Source organism: Amycolatopsis coloradensis (genome assembly GCF_001953865.1).
In the GTDB taxonomy this organism is placed as follows: Bacteria; Actinomycetota; Actinomycetes; order Mycobacteriales; family Pseudonocardiaceae; genus Amycolatopsis; species Amycolatopsis coloradensis.
On the sequence record NZ_MQUQ01000012.1, the window covers coordinates 384582 to 400026 of the forward strand.

At 67.7% G+C, this 15445-nt stretch carries 17 protein-coding genes; 11 read left to right on the forward strand and 6 right to left on the reverse strand.

Annotation, left to right across the window (positions count from 1 at the left end):
• Positions 1-105: 105 nt before the first annotated feature.
• Complete coding sequence (locus BS329_RS23115) at positions 106-1032, forward strand: hypothetical protein (RefSeq protein WP_076163309.1); 927 nt, start codon at positions 106-108, stop codon at positions 1030-1032.
• 270 nt (positions 1033-1302) lie between these two features.
• On the opposite strand, the gene BS329_RS23120 is transcribed toward BS329_RS23115, so the two are convergent.
• Positions 1303-1980: a TetR/AcrR family transcriptional regulator gene (locus tag BS329_RS23120; RefSeq protein WP_076163310.1), complete on the reverse strand. Its 678-nt coding sequence runs from the start codon at positions 1978-1980 to the stop codon at positions 1303-1305.
• Positions 1981-2101: 121 nt separating this feature from the next.
• Here BS329_RS23120 and BS329_RS23125 point away from each other — a divergent pair, with 121 nt between their 5' ends.
• Complete coding sequence (locus BS329_RS23125) at positions 2102-3616, forward strand: MFS transporter (protein ID WP_076163311.1); 1515 nt, start codon at positions 2102-2104, stop codon at positions 3614-3616.
• 75 nt (positions 3617-3691) lie between these two features.
• On the opposite strand, the gene BS329_RS23130 is transcribed toward BS329_RS23125, so the two are convergent.
• From BS329_RS23130 to corA, 3 genes are all read right to left on the reverse strand, one after another.
• A complete protein-coding gene (locus tag BS329_RS23130) occupies positions 3692-4531 on the reverse strand; it encodes a ParB N-terminal domain-containing protein (protein ID WP_076163312.1) in 840 nt (279 codons plus the stop codon).
• Positions 4528-5193: a metallophosphoesterase family protein gene (locus BS329_RS23135; protein ID WP_076163313.1), complete on the reverse strand. Its 666-nt coding sequence runs from the start codon at positions 5191-5193 to the stop codon at positions 4528-4530. Before BS329_RS23135 ends, BS329_RS23130 begins: the two co-directional genes overlap by 4 nt.
• Before the next feature lie 176 nt (positions 5194-5369).
• The gene (corA, locus tag BS329_RS23140; protein WP_076163314.1) at positions 5370-6458 is read right to left on the reverse strand and encodes a magnesium/cobalt transporter CorA; all 1089 of its coding nucleotides are present in this window, start codon (positions 6456-6458) and stop codon (positions 5370-5372) included.
• A gap of 326 nt (positions 6459-6784) precedes the next feature.
• Between corA and BS329_RS23145 the strand changes: the two genes are divergently transcribed.
• Both BS329_RS23145 and BS329_RS23150 read left to right on the forward strand, forming a co-directional pair.
• The gene (locus tag BS329_RS23145) at positions 6785-7288 is read left to right on the forward strand and encodes a MaoC family dehydratase (protein WP_076163453.1); all 504 of its coding nucleotides are present in this window, start codon (positions 6785-6787) and stop codon (positions 7286-7288) included.
• A gap of 34 nt (positions 7289-7322) precedes the next feature.
• Positions 7323-8429 (forward strand): DUF2332 domain-containing protein, encoded by a 1107-nt coding sequence (locus BS329_RS23150; protein WP_076163315.1) that lies wholly within the window; start codon positions 7323-7325, stop codon positions 8427-8429.
• A 105-nt stretch (positions 8430-8534) separates the two neighbouring features.
• On the opposite strand, the gene BS329_RS23155 is transcribed toward BS329_RS23150, so the two are convergent.
• A complete protein-coding gene (locus BS329_RS23155) occupies positions 8535-8963 on the reverse strand; it encodes an NUDIX hydrolase (protein ID WP_076163316.1) in 429 nt (142 codons plus the stop codon).
• Positions 8964-9149: 186 nt separating this feature from the next.
• Between BS329_RS23155 and BS329_RS42745 the strand changes: the two genes are divergently transcribed.
• From BS329_RS42745 to BS329_RS23185, 7 genes are all read left to right on the forward strand, one after another.
• Complete coding sequence (locus tag BS329_RS42745; RefSeq protein ID WP_005167589.1) at positions 9150-9311, forward strand: hypothetical protein; 162 nt, start codon at positions 9150-9152, stop codon at positions 9309-9311.
• A gap of 24 nt (positions 9312-9335) precedes the next feature.
• Positions 9336-9896 (forward strand): PH domain-containing protein, encoded by a 561-nt coding sequence (locus tag BS329_RS23160; protein WP_076163317.1) that lies wholly within the window; start codon positions 9336-9338, stop codon positions 9894-9896.
• Positions 9897-10116: 220 nt separating this feature from the next.
• Complete coding sequence (locus BS329_RS23165) at positions 10117-10980, forward strand: PHP domain-containing protein (protein WP_076163318.1); 864 nt, start codon at positions 10117-10119, stop codon at positions 10978-10980.
• Positions 10977-11606, forward strand: coding sequence for a MarC family protein (locus tag BS329_RS23170; protein WP_076163319.1), 630 nt, complete (start codon positions 10977-10979; stop codon positions 11604-11606). The genes BS329_RS23165 and BS329_RS23170 overlap by 4 nt, the downstream gene beginning before the upstream one ends.
• 333 nt (positions 11607-11939) lie before the next feature.
• Positions 11940-12800 (forward strand): RecB family exonuclease, encoded by an 861-nt coding sequence (locus BS329_RS23175; RefSeq protein ID WP_076163320.1) that lies wholly within the window; start codon positions 11940-11942, stop codon positions 12798-12800.
• Positions 12801-12831: 31 nt separating this feature from the next.
• Positions 12832-13176, forward strand: a complete 345-nt coding sequence (locus tag BS329_RS23180; RefSeq protein WP_076163321.1) for a hypothetical protein — start codon at positions 12832-12834, stop codon at positions 13174-13176.
• A 117-nt stretch (positions 13177-13293) separates the two neighbouring features.
• Positions 13294-13938 carry a hypothetical protein gene (locus BS329_RS23185; protein ID WP_076163322.1) on the forward strand — a complete coding sequence of 215 codons (645 nt, stop codon included), beginning with the start codon at positions 13294-13296 and terminating at the stop codon, positions 13936-13938.
• Between the two features lie 43 nt (positions 13939-13981).
• Here the strand turns inward: BS329_RS23185 and BS329_RS23190 are convergent, their stop codons facing one another.
• Positions 13982-15376: an Rv3212 family protein gene (locus tag BS329_RS23190; RefSeq protein ID WP_076163323.1), complete on the reverse strand. Its 1395-nt coding sequence runs from the start codon at positions 15374-15376 to the stop codon at positions 13982-13984.
• Positions 15377-15445: the final 69 nt, after the last annotated feature.

The window sequence follows — 15445 nt, forward strand, 5'->3', positions numbered from 1 at the left end:
AGGGCGTGAAATCGCGGTAAAGCACCCACCTGGAAAAACGTCGAAGTCCCTGTGTTCTTCGCCCGTAGGGGTGGTGTTCCTGGTTCTTTTGACGATACTGCTCCGGTGCCTTCGAAGAGACTGATCGCGGTCCTCTGCGGCCTGTTCCTGGCCGCGGCCTGTGCCACCCCGGAACCGGCGGTGACGCCGTCGCCGGCCACGGCTCGTGATGAGGCCCTGACCGCCGCCGAAGCGCTCGGGGACTACTCGTCGCTCGATTACTGCAGCCTGGTCGACCAGGCGAAGGTGATCGGCGGGGGAAACGCGGTCAAACCGGCCTTGTCCTCTTTCGAGTTCTGCCGTCTTGAATTCGTCCAGGGCGCCAATCGCTACACCGTGACCACCGGCCCGATCACTTCCGGGCAGGATCCGAACAACCAGCCCTACGAATTCGGCGGATCGCTGCCGGAGGGCGTCAGCGTCCAGCAGTCGACGTTCAACGAGGACACCACCTGCACGCGGCTGCTGACCTTCGCCGACGGGATCCGGCTGTCCATCGTCGTCACCTCCGACAACGACGACCCGTCCGACCAGGCCGATCGGTGCCGGATCGCCGACGCGACGGTCGGCAGCGCGGCGGGGGTGATCACCGCGCAGAAGGTCGGCAGGCTGAACCTCGACCAGCGGTCATGGGGCAGGGTCGCTCCCTGCGCCCTGCTCGACCAGCACGAACTCGACGCCACCGCCGGGGCGGAGACCAAACCGGCCCCGGCGCTGTCCGGGCACAACTGCATCCGCGGCAAGGTCAGCGTCTCGCTGTCGGTCGGGGCGGACACCACGCCGGGCGCGACGGAGGCGCTGGGCGGACGGCAGGTCCAGGTCACCACGTCGGGCGCGTTCTGCCAGGTGACCACGCACCGGCCGATCCCGGGCACGCCGGAACGGGTCGAGCAGGCGCTGCTCTCGGTGGTCGGTGTCGACGGTGCGCCGGAGGACGCCACCTGCGCCGCGGCCCGTGAAGTCGCCGTGGCGGTGTTCCCGAAGCTCCCCTGACCGCGTTTCGTCCTCTAGTTGCGGTACTTGCACGCGCAACTACCGCAACTAGAGGACTACTTGCGTGGCCTCGCTCAGTGCTCCCCTGACTGGACGCCGAACACACGCGAGATCGCCGTCTAATCACGCGAGATCGCCGTCTGGACACGTGAGATCGCCGTCTGGACACGTGAGTTCGCCGTCTAATCACGCGAGTTCGCTTTCCAAGCACGCGAGATCGCCGTTCGGGGGCGGGTGGGATCGCAAGTGGGTGGCTGGTTGCGACCGGGGTCAGCGCAGCTTGGGCAGGCGGAAGGAGCACATCGCCTCGTCCAGCGCCTCGAAGTCCAACGGCGGATGCGGCAGCGGGGTGGCGCGGCCGGGTTCGGCGCGCAGGCCGTCCAGCAGCAGCGCGAGGCACCGGCGCCACAGGTCCGGCTGGATACCGTGCGTGAACTCGATGACCGAGCCGATCATCTGGTGCAGCAGCGGCATGTCCGTCGGCACGACGTCCGAGCGGAGGACGCCCGCCGACTGGGCCCGCTCGACGAGCTGTGTGATCAACGGCACCATGCGTGCTTTCGCCTCGGCGACGCGCTCGTGGCCGAAGACGTTCGACAACATGACCTCACGTAACCCGCGGTCACCGGCGTGCAGTTCGGCCGCGCGCCAAGTGAAGCCCGTGAAGCCTTCCCAAGGGTCTTCGGCGCGAAGCGCCTCTTCGGCGAACTCGCGGATCGTCTCGAACTGGTCGACGAACATCGCCTCGACCAGGTGTTCCTTGCTGGGGAAGCGCCGATAGACGGTGCCGACGCCGACACCGGCGTGATGCGCGACGTCGTCGAGTGTCGCTTCGAGCCCGCGCTCGCCGAAGACATCGCGCGCCGCCGCGATGATGCGCTGCCGATTGAGTTCAGCGTCGCGCCGCAGCGGCCGCGCCGGTGCGGCGGGAGCAAGGTCCCGAGCCATTCGTCCAGCTTAACAAACTAAGTAGAGGACACTTCTCCACTTCTTGTGTACCTTGGGCGCGGAAAGGGGAGATACCTACTCCACATAGCTTCTCCGTCACTATCGGTGAGGAACCACCCGTATGTCTGAGTCATCCACCGCTGTCGTCACGCCGCCGGGGGACGCGGCCGCGCAGCACCCCAATCCGCACCACGCCAGGAGATGGCTGATCCTGGTGATGATCGGTCTCGCCCAGCTGATGGTGGTGCTCGACGCCACCGTCGTGAATATCGCGCTCCCGTCGGCGCAGCAGGACCTCGGCTTCTCGAACGACGCCCGCCAGTGGGTCGTCACCGCCTACGCGCTCGCGTTCGGCAGCCTGCTCCTGCTGGGCGGACGGCTCGCGGACCTCTTCGGCCGCAAACGCGCGTTCCTCGTCGGGCTCGCCGGTTTCGCCATCGTGTCCGCGATCGGCGGCGCCGCCACCAGCATCGAAATGCTCCTCGTCGCCCGCGCCGCACAGGGCGTCTTCGGTGCGCTTCTCGCTCCGGCGGCCCTTTCGCTGCTGACCACGACCTTCACCGATCCGAAGGAACGCGGCAAGGCCTTCGGCGTCTTCGGCGCGATCGGTGGTGGCGGCGCGGCGATCGGCCTGCTGCTCGGCGGCGTGCTGACCGAGTACCTCGACTGGCGGTGGTCGATGTACGTCAACATCGTCTTCGCGGTGATCGCGTTCGCCGGTTCGGCTGTGCTGCTGAAAAACTCGGAGATCGACGGGCCGCGCCCGAAGCTTGACATCCCAGGCACGATCACCGCGTCGGCCGGGCTGTTCGCGCTGGTCTACGGCTTCGCGAACGCCGAGCGTGACTCGTGGGCCGCGATCTCGGTGTGGGGTTTCCTCGCCGCCGGTGTGGTACTGCTCGTGGCGTTCGTGGCGATCCAGCAACGGGCCGAACACCCGCTCCTGCCGCTGCGTGTCCTGCTCGACCGCGATCGCGGCGGTTCGTACCTCGCGATGTTCCTGCTCGCCATCGGGATGTTCTCGATCTTCCTGTTCCTCACCTTCTACATCCAGTTGAACCTCGGGTTCACCCCGGTGCAGAGCGGGGTCGCGTTCCTGCCGATGGTCGCCACCCTGATGATCAGCGCGACGTCGGCGACGGCCGTGCTGCTGCCGAAGTTCGGCGCGAAACCGTTGGTGTCACTGGGAATGCTGATTGCCGGACTGGGCTTGTTCTGGCTTTCGGCGATCGACACCACCAGCACCTACGCCAGCGGGGTGCTGTTCCCGTTGATGATCATGGGTGTCGGTATCGGCCTCGCCATGGCGCCCGCGATGAGCGTCGCGACCTTCGGGGTCGAAACGCACGACGCCGGTGTCGCGTCGGCGGCGGTCAACACCGCGCAGCAGGTCGGCGGCTCGATCGGGACCGCGCTGCTGAGCACGCTGGCCGGGAACGCGGCGACGTCGTTCCTGGTCGGGAAGACGCCTTCGCCGCAACTCGCGGCCGAAGCGGCTGTGCACAGTTACACGACCGCCTTCGTGTGGGGCGGGTGGATCTTCGTCGCGGGTGCGGTGATCTGCGGGCTGCTGCTGCGGTCGGGCGCCCCGGCGAAGGCCGCTTCTTCGGACGCTCCGGTGGCCGTGCACATGTAGTCACGGCTGTTATGAACGGACCTTTCATAACAGGATTTGTTATGAAAGGTCCGTTCATAACACGCGCGGAGCGCGTCAGCGGGACTGTGAGCGCACGGCTTCGAAGACCTCGTCGTCCCACCGGTGCGTCCGGATCAGCCGGTACCGTTCGCAAGCCACCCACAGATACGCCTCGGCGTCGGTGCGTTCGCCGATCAGATCCGCCTGCCGCAGCATCGCCACCACTGGGACGAACTCCTCGTCGAACCACCGCTGCGCCAGCGTCGCGCGGTCCGAGTAGTGCCCCTCGTCCTGCATCAGCCGGAAACCCCACGCCTCCACGTGCTCACCGAGCCGCGCGTAGTCCCACGGATCCGTGAACACCACCGAAGCCCGCGAATGCCCGGAAAGCGGGACGCGCTCCAGGAACAGCCGCCGGTAGTCCTTGACGATCAGGTCGCCGCGGTACCGGATGCCGCTCGGGTCCAGTTTGGTCCGCACCTCGGTGACCATCGCCTCTAGTGTGGACAGTCCCATCGCGTGCGCCACCGAAACGCGGTGGTGCCCGTCGATGATGAAATGCAGTTCGCCGACGCGGTACACCTCGATCGGCGGAATCGACTCGCCACGCCGGGTCGCGAGTGCCAGCCGTTCCCAGCGTTCGCGGACGCGGCCGGACGTCGGGCGGAAGCGGCGGTCGAAGTCACGGCCGCGATCGACGCTGCCGACGATCGAATCGAGCCGGATCACCCGCGCTCCGATCTTCCGTTCGCCGAGGAAGCCGAGCGCGTCGACCACCTCGTGGAACGGCAGCATGATGTTGACGTCGTCGGGCTCGCCGCGCAGCCAGTTCGCCAGCCGCGACAGCACTTGACGCCGCCGTGCGCGGAGGAAGTCGTGTTCCGCGTCAGCCCTGGGAAATCCGGTGTCCTTCATAGCGCGAACTCCATGATTTGGTGCCCGACCACGTTGCGTACCGTGGTTCCGCCGACCACCCGGTCCGGGACGGGTTCACCGTGCGGGTGGATATGCCCGTGCAGCAACCATTTCGGCCGCAGCGACTCGATCGTGCGATGGAGACAGTCGAACCCGTGGTGCGGCGGGTCCTCGCGGTCGCCGCAGTGCCGCGGCGGCGCGTGGGTGAGCAGTACATCAACGTCCCGGCCGTCCCGCCCCTCTCGCCATCGGCGGAACCGCGCCCGGCGCACGAGCCGGCGCGCACGCCGCGCCTGCTGGCGTTGCGTCCACTGGTTCGGGCCCTCGTTGTAGCGGACCGAGCCGCCGAGCCCGGCGAACCGGAGCCCGCCGACGTCGACGATCCGGCCGTCCGCGTTCACCCCGCCCGCCGGACCCGGCCACACCGCCGGGAAACCGTCCTTCATGGACAGTCCCCCGTAGCGGGTGTAGCCGGACAGGTCGGGATCGTGGTTGCCGGGCACGAACACGCACGGCACGTCCAGCGCGCCCGCCAGGAACTCGAGGTAGTCGTACGGCAGGTCGCCGGCACCGACGACAAGGTCGAGGTCGGCCGGCAGTCGGTGGACGGCGGACGTCCACAACCGCTCTTCGACCTCGTCCGCGACGACCAGCGCCTTCATGCGCTCCAGCGTAATGCCGGAGGCGCTACTTGGGGCCGTGCGCGAACGCGGGGTCTTTGGCGATGATCGCGATCACGATGCCCAGCCAGACGACGCAGAAGGCCAGCGCCCAGAACTTGAGGTTGGTCAGGATCCTTGGCATGAGGGAACTCCACGACTACCGAAGGGGAAGAAGGTCAGAGCCAGCGGTTCTTCCGGAATATTCGGTAGAGCAGGATGCAGACGCCGAAGATGACCGTCATCGCCATCGGGTAGCCGAACCGCCAGTGCAGCTCCGGCATGTAGTCGAAGTTCATCCCGTAGATACCGGCCAGCGCCGTCGGGACCGCGATGATCGCCGCCCACGCGGTGATCTTGCGCATGTCGGTGTTCTGCTGGAGCGTGATCTTCGCCAGCGTCGCGTCCACCAGGGTGGTCAGCAGTTCGTCGAAGTTCGCGACCCGCTCCGCGACCGTGGTGAGGTGGTCGGAGACGTCGCGGAAATAGGACCGGACCTCGTCGGGGATCAGCCGCGTGTAGCCCTCGGCGAGGCGTTGCAGCGGGGTCCCCAGCGGCATGACCGCGCGGCGCAGCTCCAGCACTTCGCGCTTCATGAAGTAGATCTGCTCGGCGCTCACCTTGGAACGCGGCGCGAAGACGTGCGTCTCCATTTCGTCGATGTCCGATTCGATCGCGGTGGTGACATCGAGGTAGTGGTCGACGACGTGGTCCGCGATCGCGTGCAGCACCGCGGACGGCCCGAGGGCGAGCCGCTCCGGGTCCTGGTCGAGTTCGCGGCGCAGCCGGGCCAGCCCCGAGTGGTTCCCGTGCCGCACGGTGATCACGAAGTCACGGCCGAGGAACGCCATCAGTTCGCCGGTCTCGACGATCTCGTTCGCTGTCGCGGGGGACTCGTGTTCGACGTAGCGGACCGTCTTCAGCACCATGAACAGCGTGTCGTCGTAGCGCTCCAGCTTGGGCCGCTGGTGCGCTTCGAGCGCGTCCTCGACAGCCAGTTCGTGCAGGCCGAAGGTCTCCGCGATGCCCTGGATCTGGACCGCGTCGGGTTCGTGCAGGCCGATCCAGACGAATCCGGCGTGCCGCTTGCGTACCTCTTTGATCGCTTCGGAGTGTGACCAGCGGCCGGGCAGGCGCTTGCCTTCCACATACACCGCGCAATCGACGACGTACGCCGAAAGGGGGACGGGCAGCGGGCGCTCGGCGCCGCTCTTGGCGCGACCGTTGCTCCGGCCGCGAAGGCCGCCGAGCGAGGGAATGGCAGGCATGGGATCTCCTGGGCAGACGTCGTGCGTTGGTGCGCGAAGACGACGGGCCAAGCGGTCGGGGGGCCGCTCGGCTAGGCCAGCGTTCCCGGTTTCGTCAGCCCTGCCAGGTGGGGATCCGGCGAGATGTGAAGGCGGAAACGCTGCGACTACTAGGAAGCGGACTATCGCCACTCGACATCGGGTTCCTCACCTCCTTCGGCTCGGCGGACGGTTACGCAGTGGTGTGGGTCGCGTTGACGACCCGACACCAATGGTCGAGGGTACTCCTCAACACGAAAGCCTGTCGTTCCAGGTTCACGCCGCGTTACTTCGTGCAGGAGGAATGGGTGCAGTTCGGTCGTTATTACGAAGAGTTCGAGGTCGGCGCGGTCTACAAGCACTGGCCGGGCAAAACGGTCACCGAGTACGACGACCACCTGTTCTGCCTCATCACCATGAACCACCATCCGCTGCACCTCGACGCGCACTACGCCGGGGAGACCACCGACTTCGGCAAGAACGTCGTGGTCGGCAACTACGTCTACTCGCTGCTGCTGGGGATGTCGGTGCCCGACGTGTCCGGCAAGGCGATCGCCAACCTCGAGGTCGAATCACTGAAACACGTGAAGCCGACGTTCCACGGCGACACCATCTATGGCGAGACCGAGGTGCTGGACAAGACGCCTTCGAAGTCGAAGGACGATCGCGGCGTCGTCTACGTCGAGACCCGCGGGTACAAGCAGGACGGCACGATCGTTTGTGTGTTCCGTCGCAAGGTGATGGTGCCGAAGCGGTCCTACGGTGACGCAAGGGGCGGTGAACAGCCCGGCCGTCCCGTGCCGCACGAATAATCGGGTGTCACGGACGGAAAAAGGGAGCGCGTCGATGACCATCGGGCTGGATGAGATCAAGAGCCGCCTGCGGAAGTTCGCGACGGTCGAGGCAGCCGGTGTTTCGCCGCTGTACGAACACCTGGCGGCCAAAGCGGCCGAGGACGACGACGTCGCCGGGCTGCTGACCGACGCGCGCGGCGGTGAAGCGCGCGGCACGCTGCTCCTGGCGACCGCGCACCGGCTCATCCAGGCCGACCCGATCCACCCGCTCTCGCGGTATTACCCGTCCGTCGGTGGCTTCGACGGCGTGGATTCGGAGACATGGCCGCTGTTCCGCTCGTTCCTGCTGGAGCGGGCGGACCGGGCGCGGGCGATCATCTCCTCGCGGTACACCCAGACCAACGAGGTCCGCCGCGCCGCCCTGCTCTACCCCGCGGTGACGGCGGCGGCGAAGGAGGCGGGCGGCAAGATCGCGCTGCTCGAGGTCGGTTGCAGCGCCGGCCTGCTCCTCGGCCTGGACAAGTACGCCTACCGCTACCAATGCGACGGCGGCGAACAGCTCACCGCAGGGCCCGCGAAAGCCGCTGTCGGCCTGCATTGCGCGCTGGATCTCGCGCCCGGCGCCGTCACGCCGAAGGTGCCGAAGAAGCTGACGGTCACCGCCCGTGCCGGCCTCGACCGCGCCCCGGTGGATCTGACCGACGAGGACGAACTGGCCTGGCTCGAAGCCTGCGTCTGGGCCGACCAGCCGGACCGGATCCGCCTCCTGCGCACCGCCGCGGCCGCGCAGGCCAAGCAGCGGCCGGAGCTGATCACCGGCGACGCCGTCGACGACCTCGCCTCGGCGGCCGCCACCGTTGGCCCGGACGCCCCTCTCGTGGTGCTGACCAGTCACGTGCTGGCGTATCTGGGGGAGCGGCGGGCCGAGTTCCTCGACGCCTTGCGCGAACTCGCCGCCGGACGGCCGCTGTGGTGGGTCAGCGAGGAGTTCTACGGCGCCGCGCTGGAGCCGTTGCTCCCCGGCCGGGCGGAACTGGCCGACACCAACGGCGGATCGGCCGTGCTCGGACTCGTCCGTTGGGAGGACGGGACCCCGGACGTGCGCGCACTGGCCAGGACGGCGCCGCACGGACAGCGGATGACCTGGCTCCCGGTTTAGCCTTTCGGATCTTCGGGAGGTGTCGGTAAAGCATCGACAAGGCTAATTTTCACCTCTTGCGCTGCATAATCCACGTGCTATTCGCCGAATCGGGCAAAGCGGCCGTCACTTCGGCGAGACGTTCCCGCTCGGCAGCACACCCCAGTCGCGGAGAGTGACGAACAGGAGTTCGGCCAATCGGCCCTGCTCGTCGAGTTCGATCAGGGTCACGGCGTCGATCCAGCGGGCGTCGTCGGCGTCGTCCCCGGCACGGAGAGTGCCGCCGGTGACCGAGCAGGCGTAGTCGTGGATGTCGTAGGGGCCGCGACGCGCGTTGCCGACGTATGTGCCCGGCATCACGTCCAGTCCCGTCTCCTCACGCATCTCGCGGATGACGGCTACTTCGTCCGTTTCGCCGGGTTCGACCCGCCCGCCGGGAACCGACCACAATCCCCGTCCGGGTTCGTTCGCGCGCCGGATCAGCAGGATCCGCCCTTGTGCGTCGTGGACGATGCCGCCGACACAGCGGACGGTGCTGTCCGAAACGGTGTTCATTCCCGAATGGTAGACGCGGGCGCCCTGACAACGACTGTCCTATACACGGAGAGTAGCCGTACGGTACACTTCCCCTCGCCGGCTGACCCAAGCGCGGGACTTCCCTCCCGCGCGGGTGGAAGGTGCGGTACAAAATGAATAGTCAGTATCCGCAGTCAGTCACCGTAAGAGACAGGATTGATCGCTGTGAACGCGAAAAAGCTCCTCACTTTCGCAGGAATCGCGTTGGTGCTGTTCTTCGTGATCGCGCAGCCAGGTCAGGCCGCGGGCCTCGTGGGAAACATCATCGGCTTCCTGCGTGACTCGGCCGAATCGGTGATCACCTTCGTCAGCAACGTCTTCAGCTAGCGGGGGAGCGGATACTCTATCGGTATGTTCGCACCACGCGATCCAGACGAGTATCTCCTCGACACCGAGCGACGGGTCATCAGGATTCGCCGTCACTGGGCTGTGCTGTTGTGGGAAACCTTCGAGACGGCCGCTTTGCTGGCCGTCTGCGTCCTGGTGTCCTACCTCCTGCCGCCCGCCGCGTGGGTGATCCAGAACATCCTCTGGTATGCCGCGTTGCTCGTCATCCTGCGCTTCGCGTACGTGGTGATGGAGTGGTGGGTCGAGCGCCTGGTCGTCACGGACAAACGGTTCGTGATGACCACCGGTGTCTTCACCACCAAAGTGTTGATGATGCCGATCACCAAGGTCACCGACCTCACGTACGAACGTTCGGCCTGGGGCCGGATGATGGGGTACGGGACGATGGTGGTCGAGTCGGCCGGTCAGATCCAGGCGTTGAACCGCATCGACTACCTGCCGCGGCCGGAAGAGTTCTACGACACGATCTCCGAACTGGTCTTCGGCGACAAGCAGAAGCAGGCCGAGCGCTTCTCGATGATCAAGGCGCAACGCGCCGCACGCGGCAAGAAGAAGGTCGGTTAGCCAAGGGACAGGCGACGGCCACAGCAGCCGCAGTCTTGGCCTCGGCTGAGGTGACCGATCCTGCGGTGACCCAGGTCTTTTGATCTTTGGAGTCGCGCGCCTTTTGGCCGCCAGGCCTCAGGGCCGTGATGGCAGGGCGCCCTTACCGCGATAGCGACGCAGGGCACTTAGTCGCGCCCTGGCAGCGCGGCCCTGATCAGCGCGATAGACAATACAGTCGATGCGCATCGACCTGCACGCCCACTCCACCGCCTCCGACGGTACCGACAGCCCTGCCGGGCTGGTCGCCGCCGCCGCGAAGGCGGGCCTCGACGTCGTCGCGATCACCGATCACGACACCACGGCCGGCTGGGCCCCGGCCGCCGAGGCACTGCCGCCGGGGCTTTCCCTGGTTCCGGGCGCCGAGCTGTCCACGATCTCGGTCGATCCGGTGACTGGGCGGCACGTCAGTGTCCATCTGCTCGCGTATCTGTTCGATCCGGCGTCGACGGCGCTCGTCGCCGAGCAGGCCCGGTTGCGGTCGGAGCGGCGATGGCGGCTGCGCGTGATGGCCGAGCGGATGGCCGCCGACGGCCTGCCGGTCGATCCCGACGAGGTCATGTCGCTGTTGCCCGAGGACGGTTCGGCCGGGCGGCCGCATCTGGCGCAGGCCTTGGTGCGCGCCGGTGTCGTCTCGTCGGTGAACGAGGCCTTCGAGAGTTACCTCGGCAACGGCAGCGGGTACTTCGTGGCGCGGCAGGACACGCTCGTGGAGGACGCGATCGACATGATCGCGGACGCGGGCGGCGTCACCGTGATCGCGCATCCCTTCGCCTACACGCGTGGCGCGACCATCACCGTCGACGTGCTCGCGGCGCTGGCCGAGCACGGCCTGACCGGCGTCGAGGTCGATCACCCGAACCACGACGAGGAGACCCGGGTCCGGCTGCACGGGGTGGCGGGGGAGCTGGGGCTCGTGCGCACCGGGTCGAGCGACTACCACGGCACGAACAAGACCATCGACCTCGGCGACGAGACCACCGATCCGCTCGCGCTGGAGGAACTCGTCTCGCGGTCGACCGGGTCCGAGGTCGTGACCCGGTGACGATCACGGACTTCTTCGACGCGCGCTTGTTCATGAGCGCGACGATCACGCTGATCGTCATCATGGACCCGCCCGGCACGGTGCCGGTGTTCCTGAGCCTGACCGGGCGGAAGTCGGTGGCGTTCCGCGCCAAGGCCGCGCGGCAGGCGGTGCTGGTCTCGCTGCTGGTGATCTCGCTGTTCGCGGTGGCCGGACAGGCAATCCTTTCGTACCTCGGCATCGGCATCCCGGCGTTGCAGGGCGCGGGCGGGCTGTTGCTGCTGCTGATCGCGTTGCAGTTGCTCACCGGCAACACCGGTGGTGAGGCCGAGGCGGCGGGTGACGACGTCAACGTCGCGCTGGTGCCGCTCGGGACGCCGCTGCTCGCCGGTCCGGGCGCGATCGCCGCGACCATCGTCTTCGTGCGGCAGGCCGACGGGCACGCCGGCGCGTACGTGGCTCTCGCGCTTTCGATCGTGACGGTGCACTTCGTGCTGTACCTGTGCATGCGGTACTCGGGCGTGGTGATCCGGTTGATCAAGGAAAGCGGGATCACGCTGCTGGCGAAGATCGCCGGTCTGCTGCTGGCCGCGATCGCGGTCGAGCTGGTGGCGAACTCGGTGAAGGGTTTCATCGCGGGCACGTGACCGAGGGCTGTTGTTCCGAGGGCTGCGGTCGGCCAAGTACCTGAAGGCCCCCTTCCTTGCGCTAGGCGCAAGGAAGGGGGCCTTCATGTACTTGAGGATACGGTCAAGCTGGATGCAAGCGGACATTTCTCCTTGAGGGGCGTCCTCTGCGGACGGTCTGAGGAGTCACCCCAGGGACGCTCAAGTTCCTGGCATTGGCTTTGAGGGTAGGAAAGGAGGCCTTCACGGGACCGGCGGCAAAGCGGGCGATAGCAAAGGTCCCTTGCTCTCTCCCTGGGGATCCCCTCGAAAAGTGTCGGTGGGGGTGCGTAGCGTTGCGGGCGGGGTGATCCGATGGAGCAGATTGGTTTCGACTTCGGCGTCGAGGCACCGCGCAAGCTGACGAAGGTCTCGCCCGCGCGCCTCGCGACGTTCGAAGACTGCCCGCGCCGCTACCGCATGTCGTACCTCGACCGCCCGTCCCCGGCACGCACCGGGGCGTGGGCGCACAGCACGCTCGGCGCGGTGGTGCACAACGCTTTGCGGGCGTTGTTCGACCTGCCGGTGATCAAACGCGTGCCGCAGCGGGCGATGGCGCTCGTCGCCGAGCACTGGAAGGACGCCGGGTTCGAAGACACCGACCAGGCCGCCCGCTATCGCGCGCGTGCCAAGGGCTGGGTGGCGGAGTACGTCGAGCACAACGACGTCAGCGTCGATCCGGTCGGGTTGGAGCGCTGGGTTTCGGCGCCGGTCACGCTCGAGCCGGGCAGCGGGCCCAGTCTCATCATCGAGGGTCGCGCCGACCGTATCGACCAGCGCGGCGGGGAACTGGTGATCATCGACTACAAGACCGGTCGTCGTGAGCCGGACGACTACGAGGCGCGCTCTTCGCAGGCCTTGGCGCTGTACGCGGTCGCGGCCGCCAGGACGTTGCGGACGCCGTGCTACCAGGTCGAGTTGCATCACGTGCCCACCGGCACCATCGCGGCCGCCGAGCACACCGAGCAGAGCCTCAGACGACATCTCCAGCGCGCCGACGAGACCGCCGGGGACCTCCGGCTGGCAACGGATACCCTGAACGCGGGCGGCGACGAGGACGTGTTGTTCCCCGCCCGCCCCGGCCGCCGTTGCTCCTGGTGCGACTTCCGGCCCAGCTGCGCGGCGGGCCAGGAGGCCGGGCCCGCGGCCCAGCCATGGGACTTGCTGGCCCCTTAGCTCGAAACCCGACGATTGGACAGGCGAGGACGTGTCGTCACCGGACACCGAAGAGCTCGCGACCGCACCGCCGCCCGCGGAACCGGACGGTCCCGCGGTGGCCGGACGCGGCCGGTTCTGGCGCGGGCTGACCGGATCGCTCGCGGCCGGGATGGTCGTCCTCGCGGTGTGCGTGCTCTCGATCGCCGGGATCTGCCTGTTCACCGGCGCTCCGGGGCCAGGGCCGCTGATGCTGGTCGGACATCCGGTCGCGACGGTGGTCGCTTTGCTCTGTCAGCGGGTGGCCGACGCGCGGAATGGCCGTGTCGCGGGCTTCGCGGGTCTCGGCGTCGTGGTGAGTGTGACGGCCGCGCTGAGCCTGTTCTGGTGGAACTGAACACGGCAGGAAAGTGCCACTGTCCGGAAAAGCGACCTGACGGGCCGGAAAATGGGGCTCACTGGGCACGTCGTAGACGAAGACGCTGCCGCGCAGCGAGCACGAAAGGCACCGTTGATGACCTACCCACCCCAGCCAGGACAGCCCGACCACGGCCCTGGTGGGCAGCAGTACCAGCAGGGCGGTTACGACCAAAGCGGGTACGACCAGAGCGGCGCGTATCCCCAGCAGCAGTACCCCGGCCAAGGCCAGCCGCACTACGGTCAGAACCAGCAGTACGGCCAGAACCAGCAGTACGGTCAGGGCTTCGGCGGGCCGCCCGCGCCACCGAAGAACAGTAAGACCGGCCTCATCGCGGGCATCGCCGCCGCCGCCGTGGTGCTGGTCACGCTGGTGATCACCGGATTCGTCGCCCCCGGCTTCTTCCTCGGCGACGACAAGGCCGACAAAGCGGCCGGCCTTGAAGGGACCGCGCAGGCGGTCGTCGACGGCATCAACGCCCACGACAAGACCGCGTTGACGGCGCTCAAGTGTGGGAACGCGGAAAACGACGTCGACCAGGCCATCGAGCGAGTCGGTGACGTGTCGAACGCGACGCTCGACGGGGTCACGAAGGTCTCCGAAACCGAGTACGCGGTGGCCGTCACGTTGAACGTCGAAGGGCGATCCCGCACCGCCACCGGCTCACTCGCCAAGGAAGGCGGTAGCTGGTGCTGGAAGGAAATCGGCCGATTGCGTAGCAAGACTTCGGCGACGACGTGATGACGGCGGGCGATAGCAAGGGACCTTTGCTATCGCCGGGCGGTCACTTGAGGGCGGCCACGGTGGGGCCTCGCTGCTCCAGCAGCACCGGCCCGACCGACGAGAGCCGCACGGGGCCGGTGTAGCCGCGCCGGTCGACGCCGACGGTGCGGATCGTCGTGCCGGTCAGTTCGTCCAGAACGGCGAGCCCGCCCTGGATCGGCACGACCAGCTGATCCCCGAAGGTCACGCCGGGGCCGACGGCGCTGTTCAGCGTCCAGCGCGGCGTGAGGTCGTCGCGTGAGAAGGCCATGGTCTTCGAGCCGGTGAACCAGTAGACGCTCTGCGCGGTCCACGCGGTCGCCATGATGCCGCCCATCGGATCCCGCGCGGTGTCGGCGGCGGGCGCGTCGAGCGGATACGCCGATTTCTGCACGCCGTCGCCGCCATAGATGACCAGCAGTTTCTGTTCCGGCAACACGATCAGCGCGAGGTCGCCGGACATCGCGACGACTTTCGCGTTCTTCCCGGCGAGCACGGTGCTGTAGTCGACCTTCGGGTCGTCGGCCTCATCGTTGGTCGCGCGGTAGACGGTGAAGCGGTCGGCCGGGTCGCCGGGGCAACGCTCGATCACGCCGATCTTGCCCGCCGCGGCGGCCACCGTGCCATAAGTGCAGCCCGTTCTAGGCTGCTTGTTCGCGTTCACGATGGCCGGGACCTGGCCGTACTCCATGCTCTTGACCAGGTCGTCGCGCCAGGTGTTGAGCAGTTTCTTGCCGGTCGTGGTGACATGCGAGCCGTCGACGACCAGCTGGGTGCCGAGTTCGGCGTCGCCGTTGCGCTGCGCGGTGCGGCGCCCGGTCCCGGCGTCGAGCTGGGTGACCTCGCTGCATCCGGTGTCCTTGCGGTACACCGCGTCCACCTTGATCCCGGCGAGCGCGACGGTGCACAGCTCGAGATCACGGGAATAGCGCCATCGGACGTCGCCGGTGTACGGGTCGCGGCCGAGTACTTCGCCGTTGTCCGCGGTGACGACGCTGTTGGCCTCACCGATCGGGACGGGTGTCGACGAACTCGGTGCCTGCCACAGCTCGGTCAGCGAGCCGGGTACTTCCGCCGGGGCGGGCGGGAGCCCGGGCGGCTGGGTGGCCGCGACCTGCGCGACTGTCGCCGCGTTGTCGCTGGTCACGCCGATGACGACACCGGTGACCGCGACGACCACCACGATCACCGCGACGATCACGTGATCCCGCGTGCGGTTCCACGGCGAGCGCCGGGCGCGTTTCCCGGCAGGCGACGGCGCGGAGGCCTCGGGCTGGGCGGGTTCGGCGTCCAGCACGTCTTCGGTGCCGATCGTGGCCGAGGTGTCCGGCCCGTCACCGTTCGACGGCTGTCCGGGATCGGCGGGCACGGGCCGCGCCGGATCTTCGTCCGGCGCGGCGTCCCAACGTTCGCTCACGTGCCCTGGCTCCCCACGTCCGCGTCTGCGTTCTTGGTAGTGAACCCGCGACCGCGAACTCGTCGCCAG

What these genes read in the sequence shown, in the direction of transcription:
- BS329_RS23120 (WP_076163310.1), bottom strand. Translation starts at nt 1,980, where the DNA reads ATGGCTCGGGACCTTGCTCCCGCCGCACCGGCGCGGCCGCTGCGGCGC.
- BS329_RS23125 (WP_076163311.1), top strand. Translation starts at nt 2,102, where the DNA reads ATGTCTGAGTCATCCACCGCTGTCGTCACGCCGCCGGGGGACGCGGCC.
- BS329_RS23130 (WP_076163312.1), bottom strand. Translation starts at nt 4,531, where the DNA reads ATGAAGGACACCGGATTTCCCAGGGCTGACGCGGAACACGACTTCCTC.
- BS329_RS23135 (WP_076163313.1), bottom strand. Translation starts at nt 5,193, where the DNA reads ATGAAGGCGCTGGTCGTCGCGGACGAGGTCGAAGAGCGGTTGTGGACG.
- corA (WP_076163314.1), bottom strand. Translation starts at nt 6,458, where the DNA reads ATGCCTGCCATTCCCTCGCTCGGCGGCCTTCGCGGCCGGAGCAACGGT.
- BS329_RS23150 (WP_076163315.1), top strand. Translation starts at nt 7,323, where the DNA reads ATGACCATCGGGCTGGATGAGATCAAGAGCCGCCTGCGGAAGTTCGCG.
- BS329_RS23155 (WP_076163316.1), bottom strand. Translation starts at nt 8,963, where the DNA reads ATGAACACCGTTTCGGACAGCACCGTCCGCTGTGTCGGCGGCATCGTC.
- BS329_RS23160 (WP_076163317.1), top strand. Translation starts at nt 9,336, where the DNA reads ATGTTCGCACCACGCGATCCAGACGAGTATCTCCTCGACACCGAGCGA.
- BS329_RS23165 (WP_076163318.1), top strand. Translation starts at nt 10,117, where the DNA reads ATGCGCATCGACCTGCACGCCCACTCCACCGCCTCCGACGGTACCGAC.
- BS329_RS23175 (WP_076163320.1), top strand. Translation starts at nt 11,940, where the DNA reads ATGGAGCAGATTGGTTTCGACTTCGGCGTCGAGGCACCGCGCAAGCTG.
- BS329_RS23185 (WP_076163322.1), top strand. Translation starts at nt 13,294, where the DNA reads ATGACCTACCCACCCCAGCCAGGACAGCCCGACCACGGCCCTGGTGGG.